This is a genomic window from Ruegeria sp. ABV3_008 (assembly GCF_056161185.1).
The window spans coordinates 93,780-108,359 of the sequence record NZ_JBSWYP010000006.1; the positions used below are offsets into that span (position 1 = coordinate 93,780).

General features: G+C 56.9%; 15 protein-coding genes and 1 tRNA gene. 6 read left to right on the forward strand and 10 right to left on the reverse strand.

Features of this window, described 5'->3' with window-relative positions; genetic code table 11:
- Positions 1-37: 37 nt before the first annotated feature.
- A complete protein-coding gene (locus ACXAH8_RS12050) occupies positions 38-685 on the reverse strand; it encodes a GntR family transcriptional regulator (RefSeq protein WP_475218709.1) in 648 nt (215 codons plus the stop codon).
- A 30-nt stretch (positions 686-715) separates the two neighbouring features.
- Positions 716-1,411 carry a M48 family metallopeptidase gene (locus ACXAH8_RS12055; protein ID WP_475218711.1) on the reverse strand — a complete coding sequence of 232 codons (696 nt, stop codon included), beginning with the start codon at positions 1,409-1,411 and terminating at the stop codon, positions 716-718.
- Between the two features lie 100 nt (positions 1,412-1,511).
- On the opposite strand from ACXAH8_RS12055, the gene ACXAH8_RS12060 reads away from it, so the two are divergent.
- The 3 genes from ACXAH8_RS12060 (at position 1,512) to ACXAH8_RS12070 (ending at position 2,388) form a co-directional block, all read left to right on the forward strand.
- The gene (locus ACXAH8_RS12060) at positions 1,512-1,838 is read left to right on the forward strand and encodes a TIGR02300 family protein (protein WP_170377607.1); all 327 of its coding nucleotides are present in this window, start codon (positions 1,512-1,514) and stop codon (positions 1,836-1,838) included.
- Between the two features lie 140 nt (positions 1,839-1,978).
- Positions 1,979-2,054 (forward strand) — tRNA-Ala (locus tag ACXAH8_RS12065).
- 100 nt (positions 2,055-2,154) lie between these two features.
- Complete coding sequence (locus ACXAH8_RS12070) at positions 2,155-2,388, forward strand: DUF6538 domain-containing protein (RefSeq protein WP_475218713.1); 234 nt, start codon at positions 2,155-2,157, stop codon at positions 2,386-2,388.
- A gap of 84 nt (positions 2,389-2,472) precedes the next feature.
- On the opposite strand, the gene tcuB is transcribed toward ACXAH8_RS12070, so the two are convergent.
- Genes tcuB through ACXAH8_RS12085 form a run of 3 tightly spaced genes read right to left on the reverse strand, consistent with a single transcriptional unit; the run spans position 2,473 to position 5,631 of the window.
- Positions 2,473-3,555 (reverse strand): tricarballylate utilization 4Fe-4S protein TcuB, encoded by a 1,083-nt coding sequence (gene tcuB / locus ACXAH8_RS12075; protein ID WP_475218715.1) that lies wholly within the window; start codon positions 3,553-3,555, stop codon positions 2,473-2,475.
- Entirely contained in the window at positions 3,545-4,939 is a 1,395-nt protein-coding gene (gene tcuA / locus ACXAH8_RS12080; RefSeq protein ID WP_475218717.1) for an FAD-dependent tricarballylate dehydrogenase TcuA, read from the reverse strand. Before tcuA ends, tcuB begins: the two co-directional genes overlap by 11 nt.
- Before the next feature lie 11 nt (positions 4,940-4,950).
- Complete coding sequence (locus ACXAH8_RS12085) at positions 4,951-5,631, reverse strand: GntR family transcriptional regulator (RefSeq protein ID WP_475218719.1); 681 nt, start codon at positions 5,629-5,631, stop codon at positions 4,951-4,953.
- Positions 5,632-5,709: 78 nt separating this feature from the next.
- Here ACXAH8_RS12085 and ACXAH8_RS12090 point away from each other — a divergent pair, with 78 nt between their 5' ends.
- Positions 5,710-6,774: an AbrB family transcriptional regulator gene (locus tag ACXAH8_RS12090; protein ID WP_475218721.1), complete on the forward strand. Its 1,065-nt coding sequence runs from the start codon at positions 5,710-5,712 to the stop codon at positions 6,772-6,774.
- On the opposite strand, the gene ACXAH8_RS12095 is transcribed toward ACXAH8_RS12090, so the two are convergent.
- The 5 genes from ACXAH8_RS12095 to ACXAH8_RS12115 form a co-directional block, all read right to left on the reverse strand.
- Positions 6,743-7,723 carry a D-2-hydroxyacid dehydrogenase family protein gene (locus tag ACXAH8_RS12095; RefSeq protein WP_475218723.1) on the reverse strand — a complete coding sequence of 327 codons (981 nt, stop codon included), beginning with the start codon at positions 7,721-7,723 and terminating at the stop codon, positions 6,743-6,745. The two genes, ACXAH8_RS12090 and ACXAH8_RS12095, sit on opposite strands and share 32 nt — an antisense overlap.
- Before the next feature lie 14 nt (positions 7,724-7,737).
- Positions 7,738-7,956 carry a hypothetical protein gene (locus tag ACXAH8_RS12100; RefSeq protein WP_170659842.1) on the reverse strand — a complete coding sequence of 73 codons (219 nt, stop codon included), beginning with the start codon at positions 7,954-7,956 and terminating at the stop codon, positions 7,738-7,740.
- Between the two features lie 51 nt (positions 7,957-8,007).
- Complete coding sequence (locus tag ACXAH8_RS12105) at positions 8,008-9,096, reverse strand: 4-oxalomesaconate tautomerase (protein ID WP_475218726.1); 1,089 nt, start codon at positions 9,094-9,096, stop codon at positions 8,008-8,010.
- Positions 9,097-9,183: 87 nt separating this feature from the next.
- A complete protein-coding gene (locus tag ACXAH8_RS12110; RefSeq protein WP_475218728.1) occupies positions 9,184-11,214 on the reverse strand; it encodes a tripartite tricarboxylate transporter permease in 2,031 nt (676 codons plus the stop codon).
- A 78-nt stretch (positions 11,215-11,292) separates the two neighbouring features.
- Positions 11,293-12,381, reverse strand: coding sequence for a tricarboxylate transporter (locus ACXAH8_RS12115; protein WP_475218730.1), 1,089 nt, complete (start codon positions 12,379-12,381; stop codon positions 11,293-11,295).
- Between the two features lie 139 nt (positions 12,382-12,520).
- On the opposite strand from ACXAH8_RS12115, the gene ACXAH8_RS12120 reads away from it, so the two are divergent.
- A complete protein-coding gene (locus tag ACXAH8_RS12120) occupies positions 12,521-13,189 on the forward strand; it encodes a response regulator transcription factor (protein ID WP_170377045.1) in 669 nt (222 codons plus the stop codon).
- On the forward strand, positions 13,186-14,553 hold the full coding sequence (locus ACXAH8_RS12125) for a sensor histidine kinase (RefSeq protein ID WP_475218732.1): 1,368 nt from the start codon (positions 13,186-13,188) through the stop codon (positions 14,551-14,553). The genes ACXAH8_RS12120 and ACXAH8_RS12125 overlap by 4 nt, the downstream gene beginning before the upstream one ends.
- Positions 14,554-14,580: the final 27 nt, after the last annotated feature.

The following is a 14,580-nucleotide window of genomic DNA, read 5'->3' on the forward strand; positions in this document are numbered from 1 at the left end:
ACGCAACGTATTTCGATTCAAATCAACGCAAAGCGATCTAACTGACCAGCAACCGCAAGCCCTGCGTCACATCCGACCGGACCGCAAGGCGCAGGCCAGGCTCGTCCCCCGCCTTCAGCGCAGCAATGATCAGCTTATGGTAGTGGGGCGGTTCTGTTCGCCGCAAACGACCATAAAGCGCGCGCATGGTCGGGCCAAGCTGCAGCCAAACAGTTTCCGCCATGGCCAGCATCGCAGGCGCCTGCGCACGCAGGTACAGCGTTCGATGAAATTCCAGGTTCGTTCGGATATAGCCCACCGCATCGCGCTTGGTCACCATCTCAGCGACATTCATATTTATGCTCTGCAACCGGTCGATCAGCGCCATATGCGCGCGAGGCAAAGCACGGCTGGCCAACTCAACCTCCAGCAGCGCCCTTAGGGCTGCCAGCTCTTCTATCCGGTCATTTGTCAGCTCGGGCGTCGAGACGCGCCCCGATGACGACAAAAATAAAGCCCCTTCAGCCGCCAGTCGGCGCACCGCTTCGCGCGCCGGCGTCATCGAGACGCCGAATTCCTTGCCGATTCCCCTGAGGGTCAAAGCCTCGCCCGGCGCAATCTCTCCGTGCAGGATGCGCGATCTCAGGGTGCGATAGACCCGATCATGCGTTGCGATTCTCGAGTCCGTGGGCCTTGTCGTTATCATGCCCTCATGTGATCACAAAATTCGGTGACGTCAACTCGCTGGTGAATCAAATCGGAAACGATGCAACACGGCTCCGTTGTCTCTCAGCCAGCGACGCGGGGCATCGTAGGGGCCGAATATGCGCTCCACCTGCGCCCAGAAAGCCGGCGAGTGGTTCATCTCCGCCAGATGCGCCACCTCATGCGCAGCGACATAGTGCAGAACCTCGGGCGGGGCGAGAATCAATCGCCATGAGAACATCAACCCGCCGTGGGAACTGCACGACCCCCAACGCGACCGCGTGTCCCGCAGCGACAGGGTCGTGTAGGACCGGCCCAGAATGGCGGCGTAGTCATCACAGGCCTCGCTCAGACGATCCCGAGCAAGTTCCTTGAGAAAACGGGCCAATCGACGCCCCTCAACCCCTGCCGGGACGGCCACCGTGTCCGCGCCCAACTGAACGCGCCGACCAGTTGCCGAGACGATTCGGCGTTCGACGCCTTCGACAGGGATCAGGCCGCCGACGCGAACGTCCTCCCTCTCGGGCTGACCCGCCAGATTCTTACGGATCCAATCTTCCTTGCTGCGCGCGAAGTTCAACGCCTCGACCTCGGGCACGCCGTTTGGATATGTCAGGGTAACCCGCCCGTCCAATTGGGAAATCCGCAGACTGATCCGCCGCGCCCGCGCGGATTTGCGCAGCGTCAGCGGCACTGGCGGCCTGCCCGGCAAAGCGTGTTCCCCCATATCCCGTCCTCTTCCGCGCAAAGGCTTTGACAGCACCCGCCGCCTGTGGCAGGTGAACTGAATCTTTTAGACGACTCACCTGATATCAAGGGGATTTGACATGCCCAAGGAAGAATGGGGCGTAAAGCGCGTTTGTCCGACCACCGGTAAGCGGTTTTATGACCTGAACAAAGACCCGATCGTCAGCCCCTACACGGGCGAGATCGTGGAACTTGAAACCGGCAAGAGCCGGATGATCGCCGCCGATGCCGAAGATGCGGCAACCAAGAAAGCGCGCGAAAACGCATCCGAGGATGATCTGGTTCTGGATGATGACGACAATGTCGACGTCGATCTGGATGACGATCTGCTGGACGATGATGACGACGGCAATGATGATGTTTCGCTCGACGACATCAAGGACATGTCGTCGGAAGACGAAAACTGATCCGATACGGGGGCGGCCAGTGGCCGCCCTTTTTCGTTGTGCAAAACCGCACAGAGTTTTTCGCAGATTTCGAATTTTGCTCTTGCACTCGTGCGCGCTGTCTCATAAACGTCCGCCCACTGCTTCGGCAGTACCTGGAAGGGGCCTTAGCTCAGTTGGGAGAGCGCTTGCATGGCATGCAAGAGGTCAGGGGTTCGACTCCCCTAGGCTCCACCAAATCTTCATATGCTGTTGATTTGAGTTTATCCCACTTATTTACAAGAGTTTAAAAACGATTCTGTTGAAGTGAGGTGTTACAGTGAGGACGCTTGAGAAGATGCCTCGACACCCCCGACTCTATCGACATGGCGACTTCTACTATCACCGCGCAAACGTCTCTGCAGACATCGCGGCGACCTACCCGAAGACCGAAGAAACGTTCTCTTTGAGGACGAAGGAAAACGCCGATGCTATTCGGAAGGTCCGTTTCGCTGCCGTTGAGGTCGACCAACAATATGACGCCACCTATGTTTGCTCAAAGCCCAAGGACAGGAAGCTTGAACTGAACTGACCTCAGATCAGATCAACAAATCAATGCCGCATACTACAACTTCCGGCTGAAGGAAGATGAAGAAACGCGCCTAGCTTTGGTTATTTACCAGGAACCAACTGACATTTCTCTCTTCCGCTGCGCGTCTCTGATCAAAGCCGCGAGCCGATAGAAGCCATGAGCCATCTTGGTGTAGGGCATTAGCAGGAAGAAGGTCAGAACTGATCCAAGGTGGATAGCAAGCAGCGCAGGCATCAGAGACGTGGAACCAAGGGCGTAAAGGACCAGCCCGCTCAGGCCGACAAAACCGAGCAGCAGGATGAAACCGATGTCACCTCCCCAAGCAGACGGGTCGCCAAGCTTTCGATCAGATTTTTGCTTGAGCAGAACCATAGCTCCGCATCCCACTGTCAGCAGGATACCTCCGGAAACGCCGAAGAGTTTTGGCAGGGACCAGAACCCGTAAGGCGCGTGCAACCCGAACCCGTAGTGCATAACCGTTGCCACCGAAGTCGACGCGAAACACAGCAAGAAGCCGTACATGATAGCGTGGTGAATGTGACGGCGCCCCTGGCTGAACCGATCTTCATCTTCAAAGTTACATCCCTCACCATGCCCGGCAGCCAGGTCCTGCATCTTGCCAGCGCGTTTGAAGGCGGACATTAAATCGGACAATTGGAGGGGTTTGCCACCGACTTCCGCCCAATAGCGCCTTAGGCTGATAGCCACGCTAACGAGCGGCAACAAGAATGCCGGCGCAAAGATTGCCACCATCGCATTGTGGGACAGGACGGCATAGAACCCCTCTCCTCCGCTTGATCCAATGGCGCGAATTGCCCAGAACAACAGGGCAAATCCAATTGCCAGTGCCAAGGCAATAGCCCCGCCGTGAGTGTGAAACCGGCGCGCCAGAGGCTGCGGCCAGGCGAAGCTTTCCCAGCTGTCCCGCCGCACTTCGGCCAGAGCTTTCGGTAGATTCAGGTCAAACTCGTGCGGAGCTGTGTACTGACAGGCGTAGTAGCAACCTCGGCAGTTGTGGCAGAGGTTGGCGAGTTGCGTGATATCTCCATCGGAAAACGCACGTTCCGCATGCAGGGATGGAAAGACTGAGCAGTAGCCCTCGCAATACCGACAGGCGTTGCAAATCTCGGCCTGACGCCGGGCTTCTTGAATAAGTTCAGTTTGCATAGGCTGCAGCCTCACGTCCTGCGATGCGTCCAAAAACGGTTCCGATGGTCATGCCGAACCCGGCCAAGTAGCCTTGCCCCAAGATTGACCCGGCCATCGTCTCGCCGGCGGCCCAAAGGTTCTTGATCTTGCCGTTGGCGGTCGAACATTGGGCGGTATCGTCGACCTTCAGACCCAGATAGGTGAAGGTCACGCCGGTGCGCAGTGAGTAGCCATAAAAGGGCGGCTCGGTGATCGGACGCGCCCAGTTCGTCTTGGGCGGTGTCAGACCCGAGGTCGTGACCCCGTCCAACTCGGTCGGATGAAACCCACTGGTATCACCGCATGCTTCGTTGAATTCAGCAACGGTCGCCTTCAGCTTGTCGGCGGGCAGATCCATCATTCCGGCCAGTTCTTCCAAGGTGTCCGCCTTCAGCGGTGGAAAGACCGAGGGCATAAACAGGTTCAGCGACTTCGCATCGATGATCACATAGCCAACTTGATCCGGCTGGGCCGCGACAAGACGCCCCCAAATCGCATAGCGCTTGGGCCATACTTCTTCGCCCTCGTCATAAAACCGCTCTGCATTCTTATTCACGACAATTGAAAACGGCACGCAGTCCAGGCGGGTGACGATACCGCCGTCAAACTTCGGCGCGCGCCCGTCAATGGCGACGGCGTGGCACTGGGTCGGATCGCCGACGCTGTCGACACCTTGATCCAACAGATCGGACAGAACCACGCCACGGTTATAGGGTGTGCCCCGGATCAAGAAATTCTTGGCAGGTTCACCCCATGCACGGGTCAGCCAATCGGTGTCGGCCTGAAACCCACCCGAGGCAACGATGACTGCCTTGGGCGTGATGCGATGAGACTGGCCCTCATAGGTGTAGTCGACCCACTCGATCCGATCACCTTTCAACTCCAGATGCGTGACAGCAGCTTCGTACAGAACATCGACACCCAAACCAGTAGCAGTTCGGTAATATGCGTTTACCAAAGACTTCCCGCCCCCCATGAAGAAGGCGTTGGTCCGCGCCAGTGACAATGTCCCGGACAGAGAGGGTTGGAACCGCACCCCGTGTTCTTCCATCCACGGCAGGCATTCCTCGGAGGTTCGGATCGCGAGGCGAGCAAGATGTTCGTCGGTTTTGCCGCCAGTGACCTTGAGCAGATCTTCAAGATACTCATCCTCACTGTATTCTTCGACCAGCGGGCCCAGAGGAGCGCCATGCATACAACGAAAATTGCGCGTATGGCGGGAGTTTCCACCACGATAGGGTTTTGGTGCCGTCTCAAGGATCAGAACACGGGCGCCTGCCTCGGCAGCGGTCATCGCGGCGCAGAGGGCTGCGTTCCCACCGCCGATCACAGCGATATCATAAGCTTCCTTTTGGGTGGCCATATCCTGTCTACCTATTGATTTTCGTCGGTTGTCCGGTCGCGCTCTTGCAACGCCCGAATACGCATCCGTTGTGCGGCCTGAATATGCGCACGCATTTCTGTTTCAGCCGCTGCGCCATCGCGGGCCTTTAAGGCAGCCATGACGCGCTTATGCTCTGCCACTGCTGTCTCGGCCCGATCACCGTCCAGCAATTGCGACGGCCCAAGGATCAACAGCGCTTTTTGCAAAGACAACATAGACTTGGCAAGAAACCGGTTCTTTGCTGCGTCCAAAAGTGTGGCGTGGAAAATCCGGTTGATCCGAGCCGTTTCCGAACCGGTGCCAGCCTCAGCCAAGCGATCATTCAAGACGCCCAGCTCGTCCAACTCGACATCCGACGCAGCACGCGCGGCTAAACGGGCCGCAGTTCCCTCGAGCACCGCGCGCATCTCATAGAGCTCCATTACTTCGGCGTAATCAAGGCTGCGTACAGTTGCGCCCTGCCTTGGCACATGAGTGACTAGCCCGTCGGCCTCTAACTGCCGGATAGCCTCGCGCACGGGAGTACGGCTGACGCCTAGTCGTTCCGACAACTCAATCTCGCGCAGGCGTTCGCCAGGCAGAAGTGTGCCATCCCGAACCTCATCCAGCAGGCGTTGATACGCTGAATTGCCTTGTGGACCAGGCTGTAAGGGGTCGTCTTGAATGGTCATCGAACGCTCTCTTGTCTTCTTGCGTCCAGTTGTATACATTTGGATACATAGCGAGTCAATATTGTCGGAAGCCGCGCCTTGCCCGCCCAAAACAAAACACCTTCTCTCCTGACAAAGCGGGCCGTAACACTGGTCCTTGCACTACTGGGCACCGGAGTATTTTGGTCGTTGAACCTGCCGCTGCCCTTTCTTTTCGGCCCGATGAGCGCGTGTCTGATCGCTGCCCTGGCGCATGCCCCTATGGAAGGTTTTGGTCAGGTCTCGGTTGCAGCGCGCACGATACTTGGCGTTGCGGTTGGGGCTTCGATTACCCCTGCCATGTTCGCAGAGCTGCCGAAGATGGCCGCGTCTATTGCACTAGTCCCGTTCTTCATCCTGCTGATCGCACTGGTCGGCGTGCCCTTCTTTCGCAAGATCTGGGGGTTTGACTCCACGACCGCCTTCTACGCCGCCATGCCGGGCGGATTGCAGGACATGATCATCTTTGGAGCCGAAGCAGGCGCCAACCCGCGAACGCTATCCCTGATCCACGGTACGCGCGTGCTGATCATCGTGACGCTGGCCCCGCTGTTTCTGACAGTGTTCTACGATGCCCAACTCACCAATCCGATCGGAGAGCCTGCGCGCGACCTGCCAATACATGAGTTGGCGCTGATGGTGCTGGCCGCCCTTATAGGCTGGAAAGGCGGTGAGCGGATCGGCCTGTTCGGAGCATCCATCCTCGGCCCGATGATCCTGACAGCAGCCCTGTCACTGGGGGATTTCATTCATACCCGACCACCGCGCGAGGCCATCCTTGCAGCGCAGTTCTTTATCGGTTGCGGGATCGGCGTGAAGTTCGTGGGCGTCACTTGGGTCGAACTCCGCCGGGTGGTTGCAGCGGGCTTCGCCTATGTCATCGTCCTTGCCATCCTTGCCGCCGCTTTCACCGCCGTTGTCACCACATTGGGCTTCGGCCAACCGGTCGAGGCTTTCTTGGCCTTTGCCCCCGGCGGGCAGGCTGAGATGACAGTGCTAGCTATCGTTTCGGGCGCGGATCTGGGCTTTGTAATCACCCACCATCTGACAAGGATCGTGCTGGTAATCATCGGCGCGCCAATAGCGGCCAATCTTATCCTGCGCTGGTCCAAACCTCGGGGTTGATCATGTGAATGGGAGCGCCCTCAGCATAGGCGTTCACCTGATCGAAAATATCTGCGAATTGCAGGTCGAATTCGTCCTCGGTCACAAAGCCGATATGCGGGGTCGCGATCAGGTTTGGGTGCGATAGCAAAGGGTCATTCGGGTCGGTGAGCGGCTCGGTATCAAAGACATCAATTGCGGCCTTGCCCGGGCGAACGGCGTTCAACGCGTCCAACAAAGCACCCGCAGCGATTAGCCCGGCCCGGGAAGTGTTCACAAACAACGCTCCCGGGTGCATCTGCGAGAAATCCGACGCTGTGATGATGGCGTGTGTGTTTGGCTTCAGGCGAACATGCACCGAGACAACATCGCTATCGGCAAAGAACGCTTCGCGGCTTGCAGCGACCTGAACACCATCTGCTTGCGCGCGTGCCCGGCCTTCATCCGAGGACCACCAGACCACATTCATCCCAAATGCCTCGGCGTAGCCAGCAACAGCGCGGGCGATGCGACCATATCCATACAGTCCCAGTTGCCGCCCCCTCAGGGTCTTGCCAACTCCGGCCTGCCAACGCCCAGCTTTGACCGAGGCCATCTGCGCTGGCAAATCGCGCATCCCGGCCATGATCAGCGCCCATGTAAGTTCAGCTGCTGCATATGAGGGCGTTCCGCCATGCATGTTCGAACAAAGCAGCACACCGTTATCCGAGCATGACTGCACATCAACATGCGGATACACGCTGCGCTGACTGATCAATTTCAGGTTTGGGAGTTTTTCAACCAAATCGCGGGTGATCTTGGTGCGCTCGCGAAACAACACCAGCGCCTCAGCCTCCTGCAAGCGTTCAGCCAATTCGCTGGTATCTTCGACATGGTCTGTCCAGACCTTCACGTCATGGAGAGATAGCTTCTCAAAACAGGGCAGGCCCTGCAGAGTATCAAACCAATCATCCAGAATGTGAACTTTCATCGACTCTCTATACCCTACTCGGTGCTCAGTTTTCTTGGCGTCGGCACAAAATGACGTGTGTCGAGCGCTTCTAGCGCGTTGCGAACACGTTCGCGCTGATCCAGCAAATGGTTGAATTGCTCATCACACCCGGCAATCGGTGTCGGGTAGTCCGCAATGTCCCTCCGCAGAGCCGACTGCGCCAGTCTGAGTTCCTGACGCGCGATACCAAGGCATTCAGAATAGTCATCCATCGGAACATCCTCTTTATGTATACCATAGTATACCTTTTGAGATCCGCCTTTTCAACTGTTGTTCCACACAGATTCCGGTACATAAACGTGCCCATCCGCCAATTTGCGCGCTGTTCTCACCAGACCGGCGGCATTCACGTTGAATTCCTGGCCGTTCGAGAAGTCCACCAGCACGTCGATCTTGCCTGAAGCATGTTCCAACACAACTTCAGCCGGGCTTGAATCCGGGCGATCAAGCAACCCGTCTACGACGGTTCCGGGCGTCAAAGCGCAAGACGCCATGCATTGCGCTCCCGTAACGGCCATACTTGGGTGGGTTTTCCATGGCATGAAATACCGAACCGCAAGGGTTCCACCCTCTCTGGCGGGCGCCATCAGGCCGAATTTGGGAGTTACCGATTTCGATACGTCCCCCATGCCCATCAGTTCCCCGGCTTCGATCCGCACGGCCTCCATACGATCAAAGAAAGCACGATTGGCATCCAGCTCTTCGGCGCTTTCATATCCCGTTAGTCCGAAATCCTCCGCTCGGGCTATAGACATCGGCATAGCGACATCCATGCACGTCAGCTCGATCCCCTGCACAGTATCGCGCAAATTTCCAGTGGGCAGAAATGCACCTGTTGCTGAGCCCACAACGCCCATGAAACTCAGTTTCACCGGTGCAGAATGGCCGGGAACTCCGGCGATTTCCGCGTCACCCTCATAGACCAACTCGCCGCCCGGGGTCTGCACTTTGGCAACGACGCGGGCGCCTGTATTGACGGCGCGAATGCGGATTTCGGTCTCATCGCCATTGGGCTGAAACAATCCCATTTCGATCGCAGCGGGACCAACTCCTGAGAGGATGTTTCCGCAGGTGGGTTTGAAATCGACCAGCTTTTCTTCAACAGAAACTTGCGCGAAGAAATAGTCGATATCGGCCCAGTCGTCCTCGCTGACAGACAGCATCGCCACTTTGGTCGTCACCGCGTTACCGCCACCGATCCCGTCGATATTGAGCGCTTGTCCAGCCCCGAGGGCAGCGACCAGAACATCAGCCAACTTATCCCTATCTTCAGGCAGATCAGAGCGTCGAAAATAAGGCCCTCGGGATGTGCCGCCGCGCATGAAAACATATGGGATTGCTGTCTGGGTCATTGCGAACCCTCCTTTACAAACCGTTGAAATTTCTGATTTCTGTGCTGCCCGGCCGCCAGATTGGCAGGCCGGACAAACATGGAGCGCCTACTTGAGCGGCCATGGCAGGTTCACCATGTCTTGCAGCAGACCTGGCGGGAAATCCCGGTTCAGAGCGCCAGCCATGAAGCACATGAAACCGATGCCGCATGCCGTAAGGAGCAGCGTCATCTGCCAGCTGGACCCGGCGCGAATGCGGAAGAATGCGATCAGGAACCCGATCAACGCCAGGATGAACCCCACAACCCAAGTGGCCGCGATCAGACATGCAAACCACGCAAGCGTTGACCAAAGCCCATGCGGCGCGTTCGCATCCTCACCGGCGAGTTCCTTGTCAGCAAAGATCGCATCCCCTTCGGGTCGCCGCATCATCTGGATCAAAAGAATGATGCAGCAGAACAGCGACACGCTGCCGATCACCAGCGGGATGATCTTGTCGGTCATGTTGTAGTCAGGGATCATGTTGGCATTAATCAACGCCACGATCAGATAGGCCATGATCACCAGCAGGAAGATCAGAGGCGCGCGCTTGCTACCGGATTTGACCTCACCTTCGGCCATGATCATCTTGGCTTGACGAATGCCAAGAATAACCGAAACCACGGTGACCACGATCAGGACGATAACGATCGGGCTGAAGACATACTCCATCCCCTCGCCAAAGCTTTTGCGGAAGCGGAAAGACGCGATCTGGAACGCCTGGTTGGTGAACTTCTCAACCGGGTTGGACAACACGAATCCAATCAGGAAGGCCGGGCGCGACCAGTCGAAACGGCGCAGGAAGATGCCGATCAGGCCGATGACGAAAAGGGCCAGAAGGTCTTCGAAATTCTGACCGGATTGGAATGCCGCAAAGCTGATCAGCATGAACAGAAACGGCGCCAGATAGGTGAAGCGGATCGTCGTTAGTTTGGCGATGCCACCCGAGGCGGCGATACACAGGATGGTGCCTACCACGTTGGCGAGAGCCAGCAGCCAGACAATCGAATAGGTGATGTCGAGATTGTCCTTGAGCATGCTCGGGCCGACCTCGATATCGCCGGATCCCAACAGTGCAACTGCGCCGATAAAGATCGCCATCGAACCCGAACCGGGGATGCCAAACAGAAGCGTCGGGACCAGCCCTCCGCCCTCTTTGGCGTTGTTCGAGCTTTCCGGCCCGATGACACCACGCACTTCACCCTTGCCGAAGTTGCTTTTGTCTTTGGTCGATTGAACAGAGTGGCCATAAGCGATCCAGTCAACGACCGAACCACCAAGGCCGGGAATGACACCGACAACTACACCAATGATCGAACAGCGGACCGACAACCAAATGTTCGCAGCCCAGTCTTTGACGCCATCAAACCAACCAGCTCCGAGCGAAGCGCCCTTGGCAATGGATCGGTCTTGACGCAGCAGCGAGACGATTTCCGGCACCGCAAAGATACCCAAGCCAACGATGACCAATTTCAGACCGTCGGTCAGGTAAGGAATGTCATAAGTGGCCATACGAAGTGAGCCACCCGCGTCCGCTTCGCCAATCGTGCCGACCATCAGGCCCAGCCCAGCGGCGGCAACGCCTTTTAGCGGGATACGCCCGGCGAGAATGGCGACCATCGACAAGCCAAGAATGGTGATCATCAGCATCTCGGGCAAGCCGAATGCCAGAACGATCGGCCGCGCGATCAGGATGAACATGGTCAGAAAAGTTGCGCCGACCAAACCGCCAAACAGTGATGACGCAAAGGCTGCTGACAATGCACGCGCGGCCTCGCCCTTTTTCGCCATCGGGAAGCCATCCAACACAGTTGCCTGCGAGGCGGAACTGCCGGGAATGCCCATAAGAACTGACGCGAATGTGTCAGAGGTAGGAACAACAGCAACCATCCCGATCATCAGCGCCAACCCAAGGATGGGGTCCATGCCGAACATGAAAGGCAGCAACAAAGACAGACCAGCGATACCGCCAAGCCCAGGAAAGACGCCTACGGCCAGTCCCATAACGACACCGAGAATAAGATATCCCAGAACAATAGGTTGCAGGATCAGACCCCACGCGTCATTGAGCGCAGGAAGAGCGGTGGCGAAAACCTCCATAGCGGCCGCCTTTCATAAATTGTCTTGTGTTTGGAAAAGCGCGCGCCAGACATTGGGGCACGCGCGGTGGTGTTTGGCTTAGTTCAGCTCGACACCATAGGCTTCTTTGAGCCAGTTCAAAACGTAGGCTTTGGCGTTGTCGTCGACATTTGTCGCGGTTTGCAGCGCCGACTTGGAACCGTCACCTACGAACACCGGATACTTGCCCACGCGCTTCGAGGAGATTTCGGCAAAGTCGCCGCGCTCGGTTACTGCCTGGAATGCGGCGGTGTATGCGTCAACCACTTCCTGAGGTGTATCACCCGGCAGGAAGGCTAGCTTCTGCACCGGGAAACCGGCTACAAAGAACGCTTTCCACGCATCCCACGCTTCACCGCTGGTTTCACAGCCATCGGTGGCTTCGCATACTTCCTTGAATGTCGGGATGTCCGGGAAGGTCGGGTCACGGACGATATTGCCATCTGCATCCAGAGCACCCCAGGTCATCATCGGCACAGCCTGACCGGATTCAACCAGCGGGGCCGAACCACCCAGGTAACCGGACGAGGTCTGATAATCGATGTTGGCTTCGCCGCGCTCGAACATCAGACGACCATCGCCACGGCCTTTGATGCCAAAGACAGGCTCGACATTCATACCCAGCATTTGCCATGCCAGCAGCGGCACAAGGTCAAGACGTGTCGCGCCCTGCGAACCGTAGATGAAGTTGGTGTCTTTCAGCGCATTAGCGGAGCCATCAAACTTGGCGCCATCCTCGGCGTTCAGATAGGCAACACCACCAGTGCCCGACGCCATAACCGGGATCCAGTCGTTGTATTCATAGCGCACGCGTGGATCGCTCAGCAGATAGGGGAATTGAGTTGAACCGGAGGTGCCAAACAGCAGCGTTCCGTCATCATGGCTCTGCTCTTGGAACCAGTTTGCGCCTTTGGTCGATCCGGCACCGGGCATGAATTTCACAACAACAGTCGGCTGACCTGGCAGTGCTTCGGAAAGAAGCGGCGCAAAGAAGTTGGCCCATTTGGCAGACCCGCCTGTTTCCGAGAACGGGATAACCCATTCAACTGTCTTGCCCGAGAAATCAACCTCGGCAGCGGCAGGTGCGGCGATACCGGCGGCGGCGATCAGCCCCACGACGGCGCGACGGGTGAAGTTGGAAATGGTCATTGGTTCCTCCCTGTTGACCAGACAACCACGCTAGCGCCCTCTGCGCCACCGTGATCGCAAATAGAACTGTGGGGTTGATTCCCCCTCCCATCTGGCAATCATGGAGCGCCAACCTTGCGCGAAACTTGCAGGAGACTCGATGCGGATCGTCATCGTAGAAGACAACGAGACCCTCGCCAACGCTGTTGCTTATCGTCTGCGTGACCGCGGTCATGCGGCAGAAGTGCTTACGGATGGCGACGAGGCTAACTTGTATCTTGCGCAAGAGGGTGCCGACTTGGTTGTTCTGGATATCAATTTGCCCGGGCAGTCAGGACTGGAGATCCTGAAATCTCTTCGCAATCGTGGTGACGGCGTACCAGTGATCTTGCTTACGGCACGTGCCGAAACAAGCGACCGGGTTTCGGGGTTGGATATGGGCGCCGATGATTACCTGGTTAAGCCGTTCGAGATGGACGAGTTGGAAGCACGCATCCGGGCGCTTTCTCGACGCAAAGATCTCGACTACGGCGCAAAGGAGAGCATTGGTGGTATGGAATTCGACCGCGCTGCCCGTCAGGTGAGTGTGCAGGGCGAAGTTATGGATATTCCGCGGCGGGAAATCGCGGTGCTTGAATGCCTGTTAGAGCGCAGGGGTAGAATTGTTCCCAAAAGCCAACTTACAGATTACGTCTATGGCGTGGGTGCCGATGTCGAGGCCTCGGCCGTTGAGCCTCATGTGTCTCGGCTGAGAAAACGTCTTCAAGATCTCGGTATTAGAATTAAGACAGCTCGTGGTCTGGGATATCTGCTTGAGGTGCAGAAGTGATCAATCACGGCTCGCTCAGGTTAAGACTTTTCATTCTTATCCTAACCCCCTTGGTGCTAATTGCCGCTCTGCTTGGTCTTTGGCGTTTTATGATTGCGCAGAAAACGGCTCAGGAATTGTTCGACGACAGCCTGTTATCTGCTGGCCTCGCAATATCGCGAGATGTTGCCATTTCGGGGGGTGACGCGCTGTCACCAACGACACGCAGCATGATCCGGGACGCGTCGGGCGGAGAGATTTTTTACCACGTAACGGGCCCCGGCGGCATCTATGTGACTGGTTATGCCTATCCGCCGGCAGCCACCAACCCGTCTGCTCAAGAGGTGTACAAGCCGCAGTTTTTCGAAGCGCTCTACCGCCAAGAACCAGTTCGCGTTCTCAAGATGACGGAACGCGTGACCATAGAAAATCTAATCGGAGATGCGACAGTTACGGTTTGGCAACGTACGGCGGATCGCAACGCTTTCGCGAATGAACTGTCAATCCGCGCAGGAATTCTTATGGGAATTCTGCTGGCCACTCTCGCAATTGTGGTATGGTTCGGAGTCGCGCGTGGTCTGAGGCCCTTGTTGGATTTGCAGGACGCTATTGACTTGCGTTCTCCAGATGACCTCAGTGAGATCAAGCGCCCCGTCCCGATCGAAGTGCAAGGTGTTGTCAGAACCTTGAACCGGCTTTTTGGACAGGTGCAAAACAGTATCAACGCCCATCAAGTGTTTATTTCCGAAGCTGCACATCAGCTGCGGAATCCAGCGGCCGCCGTGCAATCGATGGCCGAAGCGCTGCAGGACGCAAAAACGGATGACGACCGAGAAAAACGCATCTCAGAACTTGTTGCGGCAGCAAAAAACTCGGCAACAGTTGCTGAACAGCTGTTGTCACTTGAGAGGCTTAGGCAGCCGACGCACCAAGACCAAATGGATAAAATTGACTTCCGCTCGGTCGTGGAAGAGGCCTGCGCGGAGATGGGCGTTCACATCCTCGCAAAGGGTATCGAGTTTGATGTCACAATGCATGAGACAGCAGTCACGGTATTCGGCGACCGTATCTTTCTGATTGAGGCTCTAAAGAACCTGTTGGACAACGCAGTCAAACACGGTGGCTCAAAGTTGAGCCAAATCTCAGTTGTGCTGCGGAGTGACGGCAAATACGTCAAGCTAACGGTGGCCGATGATGGTGCTGGCCTGTCGCCCGACCAAAGCGAAGCAGCATTCGGCAGGTTTTCCCAGATAGAGTATTCCGAGGGCAGCGGATTGGGGTTGTCAATCGTCTCGGCAGTGGCGCAGCGCCACGGAGGAATGGTCGAAATAAACCAAGTCGAAAGAGGCGCGAGCATTACCCTTAAGCTCCCCATAGCCCTGTAAGCTGTTTCCAATTCCGCTCGAAACCCG

Coding starts and splice junctions, on each gene's coding strand:
- ACXAH8_RS12050 (WP_475218709.1), bottom strand. CDS start 685: ATGATAACGACAAGGCCCACGGACTCGAGAATCGCAACGCATGATCGG.
- tcuA (WP_475218717.1), bottom strand. CDS start 4,939: ATGGCCACCCAAAAGGAAGCTTATGATATCGCTGTGATCGGCGGTGGG.
- ACXAH8_RS12070 (WP_475218713.1), top strand. CDS start 2,155: ATGCCTCGACACCCCCGACTCTATCGACATGGCGACTTCTACTATCAC.
- ACXAH8_RS12100 (WP_170659842.1), bottom strand. CDS start 7,956: ATGGATGACTATTCTGAATGCCTTGGTATCGCGCGTCAGGAACTCAGA.
- ACXAH8_RS12085 (WP_475218719.1), bottom strand. CDS start 5,631: ATGACCATTCAAGACGACCCCTTACAGCCTGGTCCACAAGGCAATTCA.
- ACXAH8_RS12120 (WP_170377045.1), top strand. CDS start 12,521: ATGCGGATCGTCATCGTAGAAGACAACGAGACCCTCGCCAACGCTGTT.
- ACXAH8_RS12095 (WP_475218723.1), bottom strand. CDS start 7,723: ATGAAAGTTCACATTCTGGATGATTGGTTTGATACTCTGCAGGGCCTG.
- ACXAH8_RS12055 (WP_475218711.1), bottom strand. CDS start 1,411: ATGGGGGAACACGCTTTGCCGGGCAGGCCGCCAGTGCCGCTGACGCTG.
- ACXAH8_RS12105 (WP_475218726.1), bottom strand. CDS start 9,096: ATGACCCAGACAGCAATCCCATATGTTTTCATGCGCGGCGGCACATCC.
- tcuB (WP_475218715.1), bottom strand. CDS start 3,555: ATGCAAACTGAACTTATTCAAGAAGCCCGGCGTCAGGCCGAGATTTGC.
- ACXAH8_RS12115 (WP_475218730.1), bottom strand. CDS start 12,381: ATGACCATTTCCAACTTCACCCGTCGCGCCGTCGTGGGGCTGATCGCC.
- ACXAH8_RS12060 (WP_170377607.1), top strand. CDS start 1,512: ATGCCCAAGGAAGAATGGGGCGTAAAGCGCGTTTGTCCGACCACCGGT.
- ACXAH8_RS12110 (WP_475218728.1), bottom strand. CDS start 11,214: ATGGAGGTTTTCGCCACCGCTCTTCCTGCGCTCAATGACGCGTGGGGT.